Origin of the sequence: Teredinibacter turnerae T7901 (assembly GCF_000023025.1) — a bacterium.
Lineage (GTDB): Bacteria > Pseudomonadota > Gammaproteobacteria > Pseudomonadales > Cellvibrionaceae > Teredinibacter > Teredinibacter turnerae_B.
In genome coordinates, this window is sequence record NC_012997.1 from 738,849 (window position 1) to 759,039 (window position 20,191).

Genomic DNA, 20,191 nt, shown 5'->3' on the forward strand with positions numbered 1-20,191 from the left:
GACGTTTGTTATTTGTGTTGTTTAGCGCGCCAAAAATGGAGCGGCTAACCGATTGTAGTCGTGAAATGTGGCTCAGTTCAAATCCGACCCGTGATACTCACGGCAACTCTGTGAAAAGAGCGCGAGACACCTCCCAAAAACGCATCACCAAGCGGATAAGCAGCTATTTTTTATGAGAATCTTGGCTTTCTCGCAACCGCTCACCAATCGGTTGGCAGTCACTATAAAGATAAGCGAGAGTAATCTCTAACCTCTAAGCAGCAAAGGCAGGTTATGGAAGTACATTCACTCCACCGCTATGGGCAGGCGTCGCTGGACACTCTGCTTTCCTCCATCCCCTTTTATAAAGCGGTTCGTCTGCGGGATCAATGGCAATACGATCTGTTGATGAGTTATTCCCGAATTATCGAGTATCGGCCAGGCGAAATTGTACTTGAGCAAAGTCAACCTGATCAGTGGCTCTACTTTTTAATGCGGGGGCAGCTGGCGGTAGTGGTTGGCGATGAGTCGCAATCACGCAAGGTGGTTAATTACATTACCCCCGGGGAAGTATTTGGTGATCTCGCTGTACTGATAGATCACCGGCGCACTGCAACGGTGGTAGCCGATCCGCACTGCAAATCTGTTCGCGTGTTCGCGACTGATTTTTGTGTGTTCGGAGAATTGCGTGATTTTACCCAGATTACTTTGGCGACCAAACTCGAATACTACCGGAATATGGTTCATAACTTGCGCTGGAAACTGGAGGTATATCGCATGACCTATCCCGATCAATCATTCGCATCCAACCATCGCAAAGTAAAACTCTACATGGGGACAAAAGGCACGCTCGACGAGCTGGTGAGCCTTGATGAGCAGGCTCGTGCGCTAGCCCGGATGTTAGTGTATTGGAATTTGGAATTTGAACGGCTCTCTATTGCTCCGCGTGAACATTTCGATTATCAATCGATGATTGCTTTGGGCGATTGAGCCGCTTAGCCGATACACAACCTCCAACAGGATATAAAATATTTTGTTGCCTGCAATGTTAATAATCACTTGCTGACTTTGCTGCGAGCTGCGAGGTGCGAGGTGCGTTTTCCGATGCATAGGGCTTTGAAGCCGCGATTAGTATTACCTGCGGTGTTAAGCAAAATATTATTAATAGCCTCAACCCCACCAAATTTCTATTTCCCAGACAAGCAAGGCTGTGTAGTGGAGGTTTCGCACTCTTCCGTAACAACTGCTCAATATAGTCTCCTCCTTAAGGTCAAAACGCTTGTTTAATTGGTTTGTGGCAAGCTTTCCGCAAAGCTAGCAAATAGGGTGTGGCGTTCTGACTCTGGTAGAGGTGCGACGTTTACGGGGCCCTGATGTGCGGCGGGATGAGCAGCCAGTCTTCCACAGACGGCGCATAACCAAAATAGGTCGGCCGACGAGTGCTTTCCTGCCAATACTGCCAATTAAGGCAATGAAATGCTCGATTGAGATCGACATCTAAACTCGCAGCGTTCGAGCTGCATTTTCGGTCTGACCATGAGGGGATGCTGGAGTACCTATTTTAGGCGAATACCAGATTGCAGGTCGGTGGGTTTTACCGGCACGAATAAAGGCATTGGATTCCCCCGAGTTTCCCCAGGATTTGAGCTATCTTTAAATAGGTTATATAAAGCGCCAGCTTTTGGATAGCCCTAACCCGGTTTTTAGCCTATATACCCCGAAACCCGTGCAGCATCGAAAGGCAGAAATACCCCGCCTGTTTTGGGTATGGCAAATTAACGATAACTTCATTTCCCACAGTAAATACACCGCGACATATGACGGAAGAAACCCATTTACATTTTGATCAGCTGAATCTCAAATTTGGGCAGCGCCTCCAGCTGCTCCCCAATCCCTCGGAACCCGGTGAGAGATACGAATCACTGTTACTTGGTTGCCTGCCTGGTGAAACGGTTATGATCACCCCGCCGCCTGACGGTGAATACCCGCTGCTTTCGGAAGGGCAGCGCGTCGTTATTCGCGTAACGACCAGTGGTGGCGTCGCTATGTTCCCTACTCAGATTCTCCATATAGCCGAAGTTCCGCTTTATATCCTTTATTTGGATTTCCCGAACGCCATTAAGTACCGTCAGGTGCGTGTTGCTGCGCGGGTAAATGTCGCCCTTCCTGTGCTGTTGTCTAACCTAACCAGTGGGCAATTGGGCCCGATTGCCGGGCGTGCGTCGGACATTAGTCTCGGTGGGGCCAAAGTCGTGTTTGACCAACAGGTTGGTGCTATTGGCGACGAAGTTGAGTTAAAAGGTAAATTTGAAATAGCACAGATCAAGCGCATACTTTCTGTATCTGCCCAGATTCGCACTGAAAAGCAGACGCCTCAGGGGTATGAATATGGAATTCAGTTTTTTGAGCAGGATGAAGACAAGCAGCTGGTGCTGTTCGGCTTTATCTACAGTGCACTTGCCATGTCTGACGCCAATAAGTTGGAGTAAGCGGATTGGCGTTTTGTATATGCTTACAATTTCATCCGTAGCGCCCGCTGTCGATGAAAGTCGGTTGTGGCTGCCTTTGAAGTATCAGAAATATTATTTACAACTAAAAACAGAAGCTGAACGTGCCGAACTCTCAGATCGCTGTGTGAAAGTCATCAGAGGAGAGTTGAACTTCTCAAAATCGACACCGAGTAACCCCGTATTTAGTATAATTTGCAGGGATCAAGCCGGTAAAAGTTATAATATTGCTGGAGTTGAACCTCCTGTTCCGAAAGAAGTCTTTTGGGAAAAGTGTAAAGATACTTTCGAAAACGAAACCAGATTAATGCGCGCGATGAACGTTTTGACCGAAATGCCGCCTGTCGCACAGCGCCTCACCGAAGACCGTACACTATATATTGTTGACTTCAACGCAAAAGACATTGCAGGTGTAGCATTAAAGTATCGAGCGAAATGCATTGTAGAGAAGGACACAATCCGGTTTTTTATTCGCGCAAGAAAAGCTTCAGACTGAACCATCGCGCTCGCATCTGAGCAAGCCAGGTTTCCTGGGGCTATTATGCAGATTCCTGCCAAAAAGTAACTTCAGCCCTATCTTACTTTCTTTATACGCCGCTTTACGGGCTCTATTCTGTGGAAACACCGACTTTTGACTTTTGGAGTCTGCTTCCTATTACCTATACCTTTGGGGTGTATTAGACAGGTACTTGTTGTGCAGGTATTGATTTGCACACCACGAACAGATACGAAAAAGGCCGATCAGTGATCGGCCTTTTTGCTTGGTCGCTAAGTTAAAACGCCAATTATGGGTTTTTAGGTGGACGACCGCGACGCTTAGGTGCTGCGCCGGTTGCAGCTGGTGCAGCTTTTTTCGCTGCTGGACGTCCGCGTTTTGCAGCAGTTTTAGGTGCTGCAGTCTTAGTTGCCGGGCGACCGCGGCGACCTGGGGTCTTTTTAGGTGCTGCCGCTGTGGTTGTATCTACGGCTTTCTTGGTGGCTGGACGTCCGCGTTTACCCGGAGTTTTTTTAGGTGCGGCGGCGGTGCCGGTTGCTGTTGCCTTGGTCGCTGGACGCCCGCGTTTGCCGGGAGTTTTAGCGGCTTTTGCTTTAACGGCGGCTTTCTTTGCTTTGGCTTTTTCGGCAATCGCTGCTTTTTTGGCCTTAGCTTTTTCGGCTGCGGCGGTTTTCTTCGCTTGCGCCTTGGCTTTTACCGCGGCCTTTTTGGCTGCGGCCTTGTCTTTCACCGCCTGCTTCTTGGCTGCCGCTTTTGCTTCGGCATTAGCCTTTTTCAGGTATGCAGCCTCTTCTTTAGCTACCGCTTTTGCCAGCGCAGCGGCTTGCTGAGCTTCGGCTTTAGCTGCTGCCAATTCGGCTTTTACTTGAGAAAGCTCTTTTTTTGCGGCTGCAGCTGCGGCATTCGCGGCAGTAGCGCTGGTGCGGGCAGCTTCCAATTGTTTAGCTTGCGCTGGAGTTTTCTTCTTGCCGCGAACCGCAGCAAGTTTGGTTTTCGCAGCGTCAGCTTTTTTGATTGCAGCTTCAGCGGTTTTTGTTACTTTGGCGACGGACATTTCAGCAGCTTTAACAGCTGAAGTTCGTGCCTGTTCTAACTTGGCTTTTAACGCGGAGAGTTCCTTCTCCAGCGCAGCCACGGAATCTACAACTTTTGCTTTCTTAGCGGCCATAGTAGTTACCTTTTTTACCCTTGGTTGATCATGTTATTTGAAGTTGTAGCACTACATTACGAAATAACAAGAAAAATTCAAGTTTTTTCATCGATTTAGAGACGATTTATGGTGTTTTTCTTTAAATTTTTTAAGTCGCGGGGGGAGAATTAGCGAAATTTAATTAATTCTTCAAAAAAAACGGGATGACGGACGATTTTTGAAAAAAATTAGTGCGCTCAATATGGAGACGTTTTTTTAGGATTTAAACACTAAAAAAGCAATAAATTTTCACCAAATTAACTGTATAATAATACAGTATTTGTCGGCGGGTTATCCTTACAAAATTTCAGTTTCAGGCGGTGAGCCATGTTGAACTCTCCTCGTAAAATTATTCATTTGGATGCAGATTGTTTTTTTGCCGCGCTGGAAATCCGGGAAAACCCTGATCTGGCCGATTTCCCATTGGCGGTAGGCGGTGATCCAGGACGCCGAGGCGTTATTTCCACGTGTAATTATCTAGCGCGTCAATACGGGGTTCATTCCGCAATGCCTTCTGCACACGCTAAACGTCTTTGCCCTGAATTGGTGATTCGGAGTTCGAATTTCCCACTTTATAAGCAGGTCTCTGCGCAAATGTTTGAAATTTTTACCCGCTTTAGTGAAAAAATTGAGCCGCTGTCGCTCGATGAGGCGTTTTTAGATGTGTCCGACTGTCAGCAGTTCCATGGCAGCGCTACGCTTATCGCGAGAGAAATAAGGCGGCAGGTAGAGACTGAGTTGGGGATTACGGTGTCTGCAGGAGTGGCTCCAATAAAGTTTTTAGCGAAAATTGCAAGCGATTGGTCTAAACCGAACGGGTTATTTACGGTTACTCCAGATAAAGTGACAGAATTTGTCAAGGATCTACCGCTTCAAAAGCTCCCTGGCGTAGGTAAAGTCACTCGCGAAAAACTGGCTCGTGAAGGTTTATTGTATTGCCGCGATCTGGAGTCTTATTCCGAACATGAGTTGGTGCAACGTTTTGGACGATTCGGCGCGAATCTCAAACGCATGTCCGTGGGGATCGATGAGCGAGAGGTAAAATCCTCCCGAGAGAGAAAATCGCTCAGTATCGAAACAACTTTTGCTAGGGACATTTCTTCCCCAGGGGAAATTGCGGATCAAATTGACCAGTTGGTTGTTGGCCTTGAGGAGCGCTACAACAAACTCCAGAGAAAAGTTGCTGTCAGTAAGAAATTTGTGAAACTAAAGTTCGACGACTTCACTCAAACTACACTCGAATCGTCGGTGAGCCGGTGCGGGAAAATATTCTCCTCGCAAGAGTTTGAGCGAATGTGCTACGCCGCTTGGGCTCGTCAAAAAAGACCTCTAAGGTTGCTGGGCGTCGGTTTGAGTTTTGCGGAGCGGTCTCACCCTCAAGCGCAATTGAGTTTTCCTTTTGCGAACTAAGCCAATTACCTGTTAACGCTAATGCGCTGGAATTGTGATTGCTTCGTTTCAGTTGTGAAATAGGCGAGTCTTGAGGCCGTTATTTGTTTAGGCGCGACGGCATTGGCTCGGATTATACATTTGCTTCGGCAGTTATTTGTCCACCAAAACGTGGAGACGCTTGGGGCTTTTATACATCCAAATAACTACTTCAAGTCGATCTTTTACCAACGGTTTACTTGAAATTGAGCCTCCATTCGAAAATTCAATTCAGAGTGTGCTGTTCGAGCTCAATGTACGGTAAGTGCTGTGAGTCATGTAGCGCTGAATACTGATCAAAATAGCTCGATAACCTGTTTGTTCTTGATTCTGGTATGGCGATAAATCCATGTTTTTTATGATGGTATCCCCCCATTCGGTTACCGGACGTTGTTGGACGGATGACTGATTAACGAGGCTGATGGACTCAGCCCCAGGATATTAGGCCAATTATTGATCATAATTGGGCGCTAGAGCCCTTACAGACAGAAATTTGACCTGGATACTGAGTGAATGCATTGGATGCAAGCAGTCTTAGAAAAGATCGTGTAGAATGCGCTGACTTAGCTGTCGATAAACCTGCTGCGCCGCAGCAGCCGGCCGGTTAAACCGGTGCTACACTTAGCGCTTTGTTGTCAGCTTGCTGGTAGCCTTTCGATGAGGTCGCGATGCTCGCAGTGCGCTGTGGAGTACAATCGGGGTGGCACTTATCAGCAGATAGGCCATGAACTCCGCGATCACGCTATTTTAACTGGAGAATAAACTGTGAGTCGTAGAAAACGTAAGCAATCAGCCGAAGACAAGGCTGAAATCGATTTGACACCCATGCTCGACGTGGTGTTCATCATGTTGATCTTCTTCATTGTGACTGCTTCTTTTGTGAAGGAGAAGTCGCTGGGTTTGAATGTTCCCGAGAACACTGATAACCCACCACCACCCGATAGCGAAAGCAAAAGTATCCTTATTCAGGTGAATGCTAACGATGAAATTTTCATCGATTCGCGTCGTGTTGATATTCGCTCGGTACGTTCACTTATCGCACAGAAGAGCGCAGAAAACCCTGAGGGTGGCGTTGTTGTTATGGCGAACGAGCAAGCGTCTACCTCAACTTACGTCGCTATAGCAGATGCTGCCCGCGAAGCTAATATCTACAACGTATCGCTGGTGCCGCGCGCTAAATAATTTGGCAAATCTAGGTTACGAAAAGCCGCACTTGTGCGGCTTTTTTTATGTCTGTAAGTTGACGTGACGCAAAACTTGAAAAGGCTGCGCCACAAATGATTGCTGCAGGCCGCGCTTTTATTCCCGTGGGTGTTACAGGGCTTACAGGAATCACTGGGTTAAGAGGTTCCTAAACACTACAACCGCTTTCAGCACCGCAGGTATGCTTTGAGCGAGCCAGTTAGAGCGATTTTCAATCGCTAGCAAAATATTGAGTTAGAAACTCGGTTATTCGCGTTTAGGTGGCTTGTACCAGAGCAACTCGGCAACAGGAAAATTCAGGTCGTTCCGCTCCAATGCAATGATACGACGTGTACCGAGTTGCGAGCGCTGGATTGCGCGTCCATAAAACTGGTTGAATGTGCGCTCGAAGTCGCCGTTGGCGATTGCGGCGTAAAGGCCGCTTTCTATGGCGGTTGCCAGTTCTGGCGAATCCCTTCTGGTGAAAAAGTAATAGGCGGCGCGGTAGTGCAAAACGATATTGGGTTCCACCGTAAGCCCACGAGCAAGCGGCAACGATTGTTCATCCCAAATTTCAATAACCGAGCGGGGAAAGTAATCAATGCGGCCCTGGTCGAGCATTTTGAATAAACCTTCCCAACTGGCGGAAAGCTGGAGTGGGATACCGTTGCGGCGCAGTATTGGATTATCGGGCCAGTTGTGTCCCTGGCCCGCTTTAAAGTGGCTCAGATGGGTGAGATTGTGCGTATTTTCGAATTGTCTCTCATCACCCAGTTTTACCAGAGCAAGCCTCCAGCCTATCAGCCCCCGAAAAAGCGGTAAACGAATTGGCCGCAACAGTTTCTCCCTGTGGAGGTTGGTATTGAGCCAATGCAGGTTGTATTCACGCATTTGCAAAAAGTTTTCGCTGCGGGTTTCGCCAAAACTTGGCCGCTTTACTGGGGTGAGCGCAAACGGGTGACCGCTGTTTTCCAGCGCCAGGCGCAGCAGCGTGAGTACATAGGCATCAAATCCATGAGGGTTTCGGTCGCTGGGCTCGGGGTAGGTGACATGGAGCTTGGTAGGGGGCGGGGTGTAGGGCTTGCTTTGGCTATTGCAGGCACTGGCGCCTGCAATAAAAGACACAAATAGTAACGTTTTTACGCCGCCCCGCTTTCGCTGTTTACGGGGCGGCAAGTGAGGGTTAGCGGTAGTCGTCGACCCCGGGGCAGGAACAAATAAGGTTTCTATCTCCGTAGACATTATCGATACGATTTACCGTGGGCCATACTTTGTGGTGTTTTAAATAATCCAAGGGTCTGCAGGCCTGGTCGCGTGTATAACTGCGATTCCACTCACTGTTGCACACATCATCGAGGGTGTGTGGTGCATTGACCAGCGGGTTATCGTCCGCAGGAAGTTCTCCCTGTTCGATTTTGCGAATTTCTTCGCGGATTTGAATCATCGCGTCGCAAAAGCGATCCAGCTCAAATTGATTTTCAGATTCTGTAGGCTCGATCATTAATGTACCAGCCACCGGAAAACTCATCGTTGGTGCGTGGAAACCAAAGTCCATCAGCCGCTTGGCAATATCTTCTTCCGATACGCCACTCGCCTCTTTTAAAGGACGCAGATCTAACAAGCACTCGTGCGCCACAAAACCGTGCTTGCCCGAATACAAAATAGGGAAGTGATTTTTAAGGCGTTTTGCAATGTAGTTTGCATTTAGAATAGCGTACTCACTGGCCATTTTCATGCCTTTGGCACCCATCATGCGGATATACATCCAACTGATCGGGAGGATGCTCGCCGAGCCCCAAGGGGCCGCAGACACAGTACCGTTGGCCGCAACCGTGCCCGGTATTTCTTGCAATGGATGTGCAGCGAGATAGGGTGCGAGGTGATCCTTAACGCCGATGGGGCCCATGCCAGGACCGCCGCCGCCGTGAGGAATACAAAATGTTTTATGTAGATTCAGGTGGGAAACGTCGCCGCCGAAATGCCCGGGTGAGGCGATGCCCACGAGAGCATTCATATTGGCGCCATCAATATACACTTGTGCACCAACTGCATGGATTTTGTCGCAGATTTGCGTGATATTTTCTTCAAAAACACCGTGGGTTGAAGGGTAGGTAACCATAATTGCAGCAATATTTTCGCCGTGCTGTGCAATTTTTGCGTCAAGATCGGCGATGTCGACATTGCCGTCATCGTCACAGTTTACAACCACGACTTTCATTGAAGCCATCTGCGCCGATGCCGGATTGGTGCCGTGCGCAGATTGCGGAATAAGGCAGATGCTGCGCACTTCGCCCTTGGCTTCGAAATATTTTTTAATGGTCAACAAGCCAGCATATTCGCCCTGCGAGCCAGCATTTGGTTGCAGGCTGATAGCATCGTAGCCGGTGCAGGCTGCCAACATGTGCTGTAGCTGGTTGAACATTTCGGCGTAGCCTGCCGCTTGCGAAATAGGTGCAAACGGATGCATATTGCCGAACTCCGGCCAGGTGACCGGAATCATTTCTGCTGTAGCATTCAGCTTCATGGTGCAGGAACCGAGCGGAATCATCGCGTGGTTTAACGCGATATCGCGGGATTCGAGTCTTTTTAAATAACGCAGCATTTCTGTTTCAGAGTGATACTGCGAGAATATTTCGTGCTGTAAGGCGCGGCCATCGCGCAGAAGGTTTTCCGAAAGCACGGCTTTTTGTTGTGCTTTAGCTTCCAGGCTGGGCATATCCAGCGGCGATTCGCCACCCGCAAAAACGGCGATCAGGGCTGTAAGGTCGTCCAGCGTAGTGCACTCACTTAAGCTGATAGATAGCGCTCCGCTACCCATGGCGCAAAGATTGATGCGCGCATGCTGGGCTCGGTCCAGCAGCGGTTTTTGCTGGTCCCCAACTTCAATACACAGGGTGTCAAAAAAGGTTGTGTGGCGAAGTTTGTAGCCAAGAGAAATCAGCCCCTCGCTGAGCATTTTGGTCAGTATGTGAATACGCCGGGCGATACGGTCCACACCTTCGGCACCGTGATACATCGCATAAAAGGCACTCATAACGGCGAGCAAAACTTGCGAAGTACAAATATTGGAGTTCGCTTTTTCTCGCCGTATATGCTGCTCTCGGGTTTGCATCGCCATGCGCAGTGCCTGCTTGCCTCGGCTGTCTACTGACACACCAATAATACGACCTGGCGTTGAACGTTTATGCTTTTCTTTAAACGCGAAAAAAGCCGCGTGCGGGCCGCCAAAGCCCATGGGAATTCCAAAGCGTTGATTGCAACCGATAACAATATCTGCGCCCATATCGCCGGGCGAGCGCAATAACACCAGGCTCATAATGTCGGCGGCAACAATCGCGAGCGCATCTTTGCTCTGGATCGTTTTAATCCAGCTCTCAATATCGCCGATACCGCCATCGGCACCGGGATATTGTAAAATTGCACCGAAATAATCTTCCCCCGCCAGTGCTTTTTCGGGCGCATCGACAATAATGTCGAAGCCGAAATGTTCGGCGCGGGTACGCATTACTGCGATGGTTTGCGGGTAGCAGTTTTTATCAATAAAAAAGCAGTTGCTCGAATTTTTTCTGCCGACTCGTTTGGCCATGGCCATGGCTTCTGCGGCAGCAGTCGCTTCATCCAGCATGGAAGCATTGGCCATTTCCATGCCGGTGAGATCAGTAATCATTTGTTGAAAATTTAGTAAACCTTCGAGTCGACCCTGCGCGATTTCAGGCTGGTAGGGGGTGTAGGCTGTGTACCAGCCGGGGTTTTCCAGCACATTGCGTAAAATTACATTAGGTACGCGAGTGGGGTGGTACCCGAGCCCAATATACGAGGTAAATACGTCGTTTTTCGCTGCCAGACTTTTTAATTCTTCGAGCGCTGTATGCTCGGCAACGGGCTCTGCCAGTGGCAGTGGCTGTGCCTCCCGAATTGTTGCTGGAACTGTTTTTTCGATGAGCGCATCCAGCGAATCCACTTCCAGCGTGGCCAACATCTTTTCTACCTGATTTTGGTCAGGGCCAATGTGACGCGAGATAAATTCATCGCTGGCAAATAAATTGTTTAAAGAGTCGGTGTTCGGCATACAGTTATTTCCGTAAGATATAACGGGTGATCGTTTGAAATGTTTTGTTCAGTTTCGCAGAAATCGGGGCGGGGTTTGGGTATGGCGCAAGCCATTAACCTCGGAATGGTTGTTTCTGGTCTAGCTGGGCGATTATAGGCTATAGCGCGAGGGATTTGAGCAACTTATGCCGATAATAACCGTTATTTTCGTGCTTTGGCTGGGATACAGTCTTTGGCGCGGTTATCAAAAAGGCTTCTGGCTGACGACCGTCGATTTATTGGCGTTTGTGTGCGCCTATATCGCATGTGTCATTTGGGGGGCAAATGTTAATGACATGCTGGGCTTTAATGGTCTGGCAATGTTATTGGGCTATGGGCTGGTATACCTGTTGGTCGTACTTTGTATTGGCGTTCTCCCGGGATGGTTGTTGCGGCGCGTCATCAAGCGAGAGCACCGCATGGCTCGATTTGGTGCCGCTCTGGGTGCATTCACGGGTGTTGTGAGTGGCTTGGCAGGGGTTTGGGTATATCAACTGCTCCTGGCCGCTATGCAACTCGGTGGTGGTGTATCTGCGCCCTTGCTAGTAGAGCCAGCCGCCGCAGATAGACTGCTGCAGAATGCAGCCGGAAACCTGATGGGCTCGGTTTCACGCGCGGCTACCGCTAGCGTGGAGACTGACCCGCTTACCAAAGCGATAGCTGTTCAGCTGGCCGAGAAACCTGCGGAGACGCTAGCGGATGTGCGAGCTTTAGGCCGTTCGGCAGAGTTGGAGGCGCTATTGCAGAGTTCGCGAGCTCAGGCTGCTGTAGAGGCTGCGGATTCGGACGCTCTTGCCGAGACAGAAGAATTCAAAGCTTTCGTCGGGCACCCGGCGTTTGCTGCAACCCGTGCACAAATGTTGACTGATCTGCCGGAAACGGCCGCAGGCGGCACAATGGCAGATAGTAAGCAGGCAGATAGTAAGCTGGCGGCTAGTGTGGCGCAGTTATGGCGTAAAGCGGACCATTTGCGCGATGATCCAGAAGTGTTGGATTTGATGACCGACCCAGAGATTCGGCAGATGCTGGACGAGAAAAAGCTTACCGAACTTCTGATGCATCCTAAGGGAAGGCTGCTTGTAGCGCGGGTTATGCAAGCACCTGCCGCCACCGAACCGACCGATAGATCAGAGGCAGCTGCGGATCAAGAGGTGCTCAAAAAAGCACCGCTGCAAGATGCGCCGTCATATCGCTGGGTGGACGAAAACGGGATGACACATTTTTCCGATAACCCACCAGAAAGTAATTAACCACAGGCTTGGGGGCCAGATCATGGCGAAAACAAAATGCGGTGGCTGGAAGCAGCTATCCGTGACAGACATTTACGAAAACCCGTGGATAAAAGTCACCCACGAAGAGGTGCTCACGCCGAAAGGCACTCCCGGGATATACGGTGTTGTGCATTTTAAAAACCGTGCAGTAGGGGTTATCCCGATTGACGCAGACGGCAATACCTGGCTGGTTCGCCAAAGCCGCTACACGCTGGATTGCTACACCTGGGAGATTCCGGAAGGCGGCGCCCCAGAAGGGGAGGACATGCTGGAGGCCGCGCAACGGGAGCTGGAGGAAGAGACCGGTTTATTAGCGGACGGCTGGCAGGAGTTGATGACATTACACCAGTCGAATTCGGTCAGCGACGAGGTCGGTAAAATATACGTGGCTACCGATTTGCGGCAGGGCACTCAGCAGCTTGAAGATTCAGAAGATATTGTGGTGAAGAAGTTTTCACTCGCCGAGGCCGTTACCATGGTCGAGAATGGCGAAATAACCGATGCCATGTCGGTTGCGGGGTTGCTGCGGGTGGCTATCGCTTATTCGGTAGAGTAACGCCAGATTTCAACCGCGAACGGCAAACAAAAAACCGCTGACGGCGCAACGGCAGTCAGCGGTTTTTTAAAAGCGGGAGATTTCAGTTCACAAATAACGTCCTGTTTTCATTCCCTGAAAAGCACTGAATCTACCGGGCGTCCTTCCTTCAGAATCCTTTCTGCGCACCCCGACAATGACCTTATTGTCGGTATGACTTCCTGGCTTCCTGCCGCAATAGCTTGAGTGTCCCTACCCGTGCCTCCTTGCTGTTTACGCAACATACAAAACTGTTCATCCAGAACAGTAAACCACCTAAGAGCGCTTCCGTTGACCTTACCTGGCCACGCGCACATCCGTGACGACATCCGTGTTAAGTGGTTAGTGCGCATCCATTGACCTATCCTGGCCATCGAGCACGTCCCTATGTACTTCCCTGTTGATGAATATTGTCGGTTTTAGCGGGGACAAGCGACAGTGGCAGAGTTCGTTAGTTGATGTAGGAAATTGACTATAAACACCGCCGACAGATTCGTAGGCGATTGCAGATTTCAGCAGGCAACCGAGCGGTTGCGGCCGAGAGCTTTGGCTTGAAATAGCAGGGTATCTGCACGCTGGAGCAGGTGGTCGAAGTGTGCATCCTTCTCATTCATTTGGGTTACGCCAATACTGAGCGTAATTCCGAAGGCGGCATCGTCGAGATTGACCTGGGCAAGTTCGCAGTTGGTGCGGATGCGCTCAGCCAGATGGAAAGCGCCATCCAAGTCGGCGTCGGGGCAGCAGAGCGCGAACTCTTCGCCGCCCAGGCGCCCCAGAATGTCTGAATCACGGACCACATGGCGACAGCATTCCGTGATGGTGCGCAATGCCTGATCGCCGGCTGCATGACCGTAGGTATCGTTAACGGCTTTGAAGAGATCGACATCGAACATCAGCACCGAGAGTTGGCGACCATGGCGACGGGCTTTGGAAAACTCAGCCTCTGCCAACGTGAAGAAATGGCGACGGTTGTACACGTCAGTCAGCGTATCTTGCGTGGCGAGCCGCTCCAGCTCTTCGTTAGCGCGTACCAGCGCACGGCGAGCGTTCACCAGGCGCAGTGCAGAGCGCATGCGTGCGGAAAGCACCGGGTACTCGATGGGCTTACAGACGAAATCGTGAGCGCCCATGTCCAACGCGCGAACTATACTGTTGTCCCCGGTATTGGCAGAAACCATCACCACGGGAATGTCTCTCGTGCTTTCGTCCGCCTTCAGTTGCTCGAGTGTTTCCAGGCCGCTGATACCGGGCATACGAATATCCAGCAGGATGATGTCGGGCCACTCTTTGTGCACGAGGTCCAGGCATTCTCGGCCGTTGTGTGCTGCGATAACTTCAAAGCCTTCATCTTCCAGCTCAAAGGTAAGCAGGACGATATTGTCTTCAACATCATCGACAACAAGAACTTTGGTCATAACAAAGGTCGCAGTGATTATTCGATGGCTTAAGTATAGGAGACGCAGGGCTAGATGCGCGCCTTCACGACAGCCGGTACGAGCACACTACCAGAACACCGTGTTGTTGTTGGCGGAGCGTTTTTTTACGCGCTACTTATTTTTTGTAGTAGCTGCGTAGTAACTGCGGAAGCCGCCAAAATTTCACTTGCTGGCAGGCGCTTAATGGAGAACACGTTTTGGCGAAGGCGCCGTGTCCGATTGTTCCGGGCTGGTCTGTTCAGGGGCATCAAAGCCCGCGGAGGACAGTTCTGTCGTTCGGGCCTGCTGTATTTGCAGTGTCATCACGGTTTTATTCAATTGGGTAACTGCGGTGTTGAGCGCGTTTACAGCGTCGAATAAGGCTTTTAGCTGGCGGGTGGGAGAATTTTTATGGTTTGAGGTGGCACAGGGTTTGGCCATGGGAATATCCTTATACTCACAATCATGTTCGCATCTACACGAATTCTTTGTCTGTGCAGAGTTACCCCCGCGCGGTGGACTGCACGGGGGTGGCCGGTTGCTACCAGCTCAGCGCGCCGCCGGTCTGGTATTCGATAACGCGGGTTTCGAAGAAATTTTTCTCTTTGCGCAAATCCATTATTTCGCTCATCCATGGAAACGGGTTTTGAGCGCCTGGGTAGGCTTCTTTCAAGCCCAGTTGGGCCAGGCGACGGTTGGCAATGAAGTGCAGGTATTCTTCCATTATTGCCGCGTTCATGCCCAGTACACCACGCGGCATAGTATCGCGCGCATAGCCTATTTCCAGTTCGGTACCTTCGAGTACCATCTGTTTCACTTCCTGTTGAAAAGATTCGGTCCACAGATGCGGGTTTTCCAACTTGATCTGGTTTATAACGTCGATGCCGAAATTCAAGTGCATGGACTCATCGCGCAAAATATATTGAAACTGTTCCGCGACACCGGTCATTTTATTGCGGCGGCCCATGGAGAGAATCTGGGTAAAGCCGCAATAAAAGAAGATGCCTTCGGTTATGACGTAGAAGCCAATGAGATTGCGCAATAATTCCTGGTCGGCTTCGGGGGTGCCAGTGTGAAATTGTGGATCGCTGATGCCCTGGGTGTGGGTGATGCTCCAGGCCGCTTTTTTGGCGACTGAAGGCACTTCCCTGTACATGTTAAATACTTCACCTTCGTCCATTCCCAATGATTCGATGCAATACTGGTAAGCGTGGGTATGGATCGCTTCTTCGAATGCCTGGCGAAGTAAATATTGGCGGGCTTCTGGGTTGGTGATGTGGCGATAAATGGCTAACACAAGATTGTTGGCGACCAGAGAATCCGCGGTAGAGAAGTAGCCAAGCGAGCGCATAACGATTTTTCGTTCGTCCGCACTGAGTCCTTCCTCACTTTTCCAGATGGCCACGTCGGCAGTCATATTGACTTCCTGCGGCATCCAGTGGTTCGCACAACCATCCAGATATTTCTGCCAGGCCCATTCGTATTTGAAGGGCACTAACTGGTTTAAGTCGGCGCGGCAGTTGATCATGCGCTTGTCGTCGACTTCAATTCGCGCAGCGCCCATTTCCAGTTCTTCTAAACCGGGAGCCACATCCAGCTCATTAATGGCTTGCTGTGCGCGCTCAACATCGGATGCTGTGTCTGCAGCTGCTTCCGGCGCAGCGGCTTGTGTTTCAGCCTCGGGTTCGCTGACTAAAGGCGCAGTGTTCGGTGTTTCGTCAACCGCTTCTTCTGCATGGGTTAGTGCGGCAGCTGGCGCTTTGGCGGGTGCAACCGCCGGTGCAACTGCGGTTGCTCCAGCCGGGGTTATGTCTTCCGCTTGGGTTTTTAGTGCCGATAATGCTGCACTATTGAGAGAGCGGGTAACGGAATTTTCTTCGGTGTAATCGTCCCAACTTAACATGGTAAATTTTTGCCCTGAATTTTTCGTGGTGGTCGGTCTTTATCGTTGTATTCCCGGCGCACTTTAGTGGCGGCGCCAGGAATACCGGTTGGCCAGCTTAATTACTGGCAGGCTTCGCAATCGGGATCATCCAGCGAGCATGCCTTTGGCACATCCGCGGGCCCAGCGCTGATGTTTGCCGCTGGAGCACCGGACGACACTGCATTGAGCGAGCCGGTGTCAATGGTCGATTTTTCCGTCGTCGTCGCAGCCAATGCGCGCAGGTAATAGGTCGTTTTTAAGCCTCGGTACCACGCCATACGATAAGTAATATCGAGTTTTTTACCGTTCGCGCCGGAAATATAGAGGTTCAGGCTCTGCGCCTGATCGATCCATTTCTGGCGGCGACTTGCCGCGTCGACAATCCAGCGTGGTTCCACTTCGAATGCCGTTGCGTAAAGCAGCTTGAGATCGTCCGGGATGCGGTCGATCTTAAACACGGAACCTTCGTAGTATTTAAGATCGTTCACCATCACCGAATCCCACAGGCCGCGATCTTTCAGGTCGTGAACAAGATAGGGGTTAACAACGGTAAACTCACCGGACAGGTTCGATTTCACATACAGATTCTGATACGTGGGCTCAATGGATTGCGACACACCCGTAATATTGGCGATGGTCGCCGTTGGCGCGATTGCCATGACATTGGAGTTGCGCATACCTTGGGTTTTTACGGTGTTACGCAGGGTGTCCCAATCCAGGGTTGTGGTTTGGTCCTGTTCAATAAACTGCTCGCCACGATTTTTTGCCAGCAACTGGATGGAGTCGATGGGTAACACGCCCTGACTCCACAGGGAACCCTCAAAGGTCGAGTAGCTGCCGCGTTCACTGGCTAGTGCGCTGGAGGCAGAAATAGCGTAATAGCTCACTGCTTCCATGGAGCGGTCGGCAAACTCGACTGCTGCGGCGCTGCTGTACGGAATACGCATTTTGTAGAGCGCGTCCTGGAAACCCATAATGCCCAGCCCGACCGGGCGATGACGCAGGTTGGAATTGCGCGCGGTGTCCACGGAGTAATAGTTGATGTCGATAACGTTATCGAGCATACGCACCGCGGTATCCACCGAGCGTTGCAGTTTTTCCTGGTCCAGCTTGCCGTCGACAACGTGTTGCGCCAGGTTGATCGAGCCCAGGTTACACACGGCAATTTCTTCGTTTGCCTTGGTATTCAGGGTGATTTCTGTACACAGGTTGGACGAGTGAACCACACCGGCGTGCTGCTGAGGGCTGCGCAGGTTGCAGGCGTCTTTGAAGGTGATCCAGGGGTGGCCGGTTTCAAACAGCATACCGAGCATTTTTCGCCAGAGGTCGACCGCGCGTACCTTTTTGAAGGGCTTGATATTGCCTGCAGCGGCTTCACGCTCGTAGTGCTCGTAGCGCTCTTCGAATGCCAGTCCGAACAGATCGTGCAGATCGGGTACGGTGCTTGGCGTAAACAGGGTCCACTCTTTATCCTCGAATACCCGCTTCATAAACAGGTCGGGTACCCAGTTTGCGGTGTTCATGTCATGCGTCCGACGGCGGTCATCACCGGTGTTTTTACGCAGCTCAAGAAACTCTTCAATATCCAAATGCCAGCTTTCCAGGTAGGCGCAAACGGCCCCTTTACGCTTGCCGCCCTGGTTTACGGCGACAGCCGTGTCGTTGGCTACTTTGAGGAATGGCACCACACCCTGTGATTTGCCGTTGGTTCCTTTAATGTAGGAGCCCAGGGCGCGCACCGGCGTCCAGTCATTGCCGAGGCCACCGGCCCATTTGGACAGCATGGCGTTATCTTGAATTGCGCCGTAAATGCCGTGCAGATCGTCGGGTACCGAGGTGAGGTAGCAGGAGGAAAGCTGTGGGCGCAGGGTGCCGGCGTTAAATAGCGTCGGGGTTGAACTCATGTAGTCGAATGAGGACAGCAGGCGGTAAAACTCGATGGCGCGACCGTTTTTGTCGTCTTCGCGCATGGCCAAGCCCATGGCAACACGCATAAAGAATATCTGCGGCAGCTCGAAACGGGTGCCGTCACTGTGCAGAAAATAGCGGTCGTAGAGTGTTTGCAGGCCGAGGTAGGTAAACTGCTGGTCCCGCTCCGGGATCAAGGCTGCGCCCAGTAGTTGCAGGTCGAAATCCGCCAGCGCCGGGTCGAGTAATTCCAGCTCGATACCGCGTGAAATATACGCGGGCAAGGCGTTGGGGTAGAACATTTCCATCTCTGCGGAGGTGGCTTGTGTGGCAACATCGAGGAAGGCCAGCGCTTCGGCGCGCAGCTTGTCCATCAGTAGACGTGCAGTCGCATAAGTGTAGTTGGGCTCTTTTTCCACCAGTGTGCGGGCAGAAATCACCAGCGAGGTGTTCAGATCTTCTGCGGATACACCTTCGTACAGGTTGCGCATGGCCTCTTTCAAAATCGCTTCGCCGTCAACATCTTTCAATCCGGCGCAGGCCTCGGACACAACGGTATGCAGACGCATCACATCCAGCGGTTGCAGGGAGCCGTCTGGTTGCAGCACGTTTATTTCCGGGAAATCCACATTCGCTTGGGAAAGCTTCTCTTTCTCGGCGCGCAATTTCGCACGCTCTGCCCGATAAAGCACATAGTCCCGTGCGACTTTGTGCTCGCCAGTGCGCATTAGAGTGAGCTCTACCTGGTCCTGAATTTCTTCGATATGGATGGTTCCACCAGATGGCATGCGGCGCTTAAAGGTCGCACTGATCTGCTGGGTCAGGTTGGCCACCGTTTCATGAATCCGACTGGACGCGGCGGCGGTACCGCCTTCGACGGCAAGAAAGGCTTTGGTCATCGCTACCGCGATTTTGTCATCGGTATAAGGCACCAGTGTGCCGTTACGTTTTATAACGCGTAATTGACCAGGTGCCGCATTGGCGATGCTGGAATTGCTATGAGGGTTCGCTTGGGGTACCGGCGAGGTGGGGGAGGTCTCGTTTGGTGTTGTTTGCATAAATAAAACCCGCTCTCCTGCAGGGAGTGTGTTTGCTGGAAAAATGAAATTTGTCTGTGGGCGGCTGGCACCCGGGCTGCACTGCATTTACGGCGCGACGCTAGGCGGCACCCTGCTGTTGCTGTTTTTGTTTCCAACCCTCTTCTGTGCTGGGCAATGCGTTACTACGTGGGAGCCTGTGCCCGGAACCAGTGAATAACCAGCGAAAATGCACTCATTGTGTTCGTGGTTATTTTAGCGGTGAAACACCATATATTGGGGTTTGCTGGAATATAAATACAAGATAATGCGGTTTTTGATGATATGCAAGGAACAAAGTGCAGGGGTATCTTGTGGGTATTTTGTGAATAATCCTGTGGATAAGTAAGCACTAACTGGTCAGGGGTTACTGCGTCCGGGGTGTCGCCTCGGAGCGCCAGTTGTCGCAAATGTAGAATTTTTTTTCCTTACGCGTGGTTCCATATATGTCGGTTTTGTTAAACGCGTATTTACGTGGTCATGGATCTGTAGAGTGAATGCTATGCGGCAGTTTCAATTCTGGCGGTTCAGGTTTTATTCAGCACACCGGTTGCACAATAAGGGCACATTAATTAATAGAGGTGCCCGACATGAATGTCTCGCGTATTGCTCCATGGTTGCTTGTATCGTTGGTCTGGTTAGGGGGATGTGGTGCCGATACGGTGGTGATCCACTCGGACACAACAGAGGTCATCGTAGAGGAAGACTATCCGCCTCTCCCGCCAAGTCTGGATGCGTTTTTTCTGGTGGACAGCTATGGCAGTAGTCCTGAATTCGATCCGGCTGTCGCTCTTGCGATCAACCCCTATGTGGATGATGGCTGGTTCGAGCTGGAGTGGGTGGCCAGTTCCTGGGATGACTACTGGGTTGAGTTCTATGTTAATGATCGCCCAGACTGGGACGGCGCAGTCTACGCGGGTTCGCAATTGTGTGGTATTGGTTTGGAGTGCGATCAGGATGGCTTGCAGTTTTGCCGCTACGATACAGGCTTCGGATTAAGTTGTGATACCGGGGAAGACTTCGTTGCCGACCTCAGCCCGCTGATTTACGTTATTCCGCAAACACTTTATGTATTTTTGCAGGTATGCGACACCGGGTTTGAGTATTGCGAATATGATTATTATCCGGTGCTCTTTGAGTAGAGCTGCTCACC

15 protein-coding genes are annotated in these 20,191 nt (G+C 50.9%); 8 read left to right on the forward strand and 7 right to left on the reverse strand.

The features are described from left to right. Nucleotides 1-273: 273 nt before the first annotated feature. The 3 genes from TERTU_RS03110 (at nt 274) to TERTU_RS03120 (ending at nt 2,982) form a co-directional block, all read left to right on the forward strand. Complete coding sequence (locus TERTU_RS03110) at nt 274-969, forward strand: cyclic nucleotide-binding domain-containing protein (RefSeq protein WP_015818238.1); 696 nt, start codon at nt 274-276, stop codon at nt 967-969. A gap of 827 nt (nt 970-1,796) precedes the next feature. After that, the gene (locus TERTU_RS03115; protein WP_015818574.1) at nt 1,797-2,468 is read left to right on the forward strand and encodes a flagellar brake protein; all 672 of its coding nucleotides are present in this window, start codon (nt 1,797-1,799) and stop codon (nt 2,466-2,468) included. Between the two features lie 19 nt (nt 2,469-2,487). Continuing rightward, on the forward strand, nt 2,488-2,982 hold the full coding sequence (locus tag TERTU_RS03120) for a hypothetical protein (protein ID WP_018015857.1): 495 nt from the start codon (nt 2,488-2,490) through the stop codon (nt 2,980-2,982). 289 nt (nt 2,983-3,271) lie between these two features. Here the strand turns inward: TERTU_RS03120 and TERTU_RS03125 are convergent, their stop codons facing one another. Further along, complete coding sequence (locus TERTU_RS03125; protein WP_015817399.1) at nt 3,272-4,150, reverse strand: hypothetical protein; 879 nt, start codon at nt 4,148-4,150, stop codon at nt 3,272-3,274. A 348-nt stretch (nt 4,151-4,498) separates the two neighbouring features. On the opposite strand from TERTU_RS03125, the gene dinB reads away from it, so the two are divergent. Continuing rightward, complete coding sequence (dinB, locus tag TERTU_RS03130; protein WP_015816804.1) at nt 4,499-5,581, forward strand: DNA polymerase IV; 1,083 nt, start codon at nt 4,499-4,501, stop codon at nt 5,579-5,581. A gap of 783 nt (nt 5,582-6,364) precedes the next feature. Next, nucleotides 6,365-6,781: an ExbD/TolR family protein gene (locus TERTU_RS03135; protein ID WP_015820376.1), complete on the forward strand. Its 417-nt coding sequence runs from the start codon at nt 6,365-6,367 to the stop codon at nt 6,779-6,781. Between the two features lie 267 nt (nt 6,782-7,048). On the opposite strand, the gene TERTU_RS03140 is transcribed toward TERTU_RS03135, so the two are convergent. Both TERTU_RS03140 and gcvP read right to left on the reverse strand, forming a co-directional pair. Continuing rightward, a complete protein-coding gene (locus tag TERTU_RS03140) occupies nt 7,049-7,906 on the reverse strand; it encodes a type 2 periplasmic-binding domain-containing protein (RefSeq protein WP_015817377.1) in 858 nt (285 codons plus the stop codon). A 58-nt stretch (nt 7,907-7,964) separates the two neighbouring features. Further along, nucleotides 7,965-10,850: an aminomethyl-transferring glycine dehydrogenase gene (gene gcvP, locus TERTU_RS03145; protein WP_015820082.1), complete on the reverse strand. Its 2,886-nt coding sequence runs from the start codon at nt 10,848-10,850 to the stop codon at nt 7,965-7,967. Nucleotides 10,851-11,016: 166 nt separating this feature from the next. Here gcvP and TERTU_RS03150 point away from each other — a divergent pair, with 166 nt between their 5' ends. Together TERTU_RS03150 and TERTU_RS03155 are read left to right on the forward strand one after the other, a co-directional pair. After that, complete coding sequence (locus TERTU_RS03150) at nt 11,017-12,120, forward strand: CvpA family protein (RefSeq protein ID WP_015817982.1); 1,104 nt, start codon at nt 11,017-11,019, stop codon at nt 12,118-12,120. A gap of 22 nt (nt 12,121-12,142) precedes the next feature. Beyond that, nucleotides 12,143-12,697 carry an NUDIX domain-containing protein gene (locus TERTU_RS03155; protein ID WP_015818573.1) on the forward strand — a complete coding sequence of 185 codons (555 nt, stop codon included), beginning with the start codon at nt 12,143-12,145 and terminating at the stop codon, nt 12,695-12,697. 530 nt (nt 12,698-13,227) lie between these two features. On the opposite strand, the gene TERTU_RS03160 is transcribed toward TERTU_RS03155, so the two are convergent. The 4 genes from TERTU_RS03160 to TERTU_RS03175 form a co-directional block, all read right to left on the reverse strand. After that, on the reverse strand, nt 13,228-14,130 hold the full coding sequence (locus TERTU_RS03160) for a diguanylate cyclase (RefSeq protein ID WP_015819157.1): 903 nt from the start codon (nt 14,128-14,130) through the stop codon (nt 13,228-13,230). Nucleotides 14,131-14,331: 201 nt separating this feature from the next. Next, nucleotides 14,332-14,571 carry a hypothetical protein gene (locus TERTU_RS03165; RefSeq protein ID WP_015819754.1) on the reverse strand — a complete coding sequence of 80 codons (240 nt, stop codon included), beginning with the start codon at nt 14,569-14,571 and terminating at the stop codon, nt 14,332-14,334. Between the two features lie 100 nt (nt 14,572-14,671). Then, nucleotides 14,672-16,033 (reverse strand): ribonucleotide-diphosphate reductase subunit beta, encoded by a 1,362-nt coding sequence (locus TERTU_RS03170; protein WP_015820914.1) that lies wholly within the window; start codon nt 16,031-16,033, stop codon nt 14,672-14,674. Between the two features lie 101 nt (nt 16,034-16,134). Continuing rightward, complete coding sequence (locus TERTU_RS03175) at nt 16,135-19,020, reverse strand: ribonucleoside-diphosphate reductase subunit alpha (protein ID WP_015819463.1); 2,886 nt, start codon at nt 19,018-19,020, stop codon at nt 16,135-16,137. A 608-nt stretch (nt 19,021-19,628) separates the two neighbouring features. Between TERTU_RS03175 and TERTU_RS03180 the strand changes: the two genes are divergently transcribed. Next, entirely contained in the window at nt 19,629-20,180 is a 552-nt protein-coding gene (locus TERTU_RS03180; RefSeq protein ID WP_015818087.1) for a hypothetical protein, read from the forward strand. The last annotated feature ends 11 nt before the right edge of the window (nt 20,181-20,191 follow it).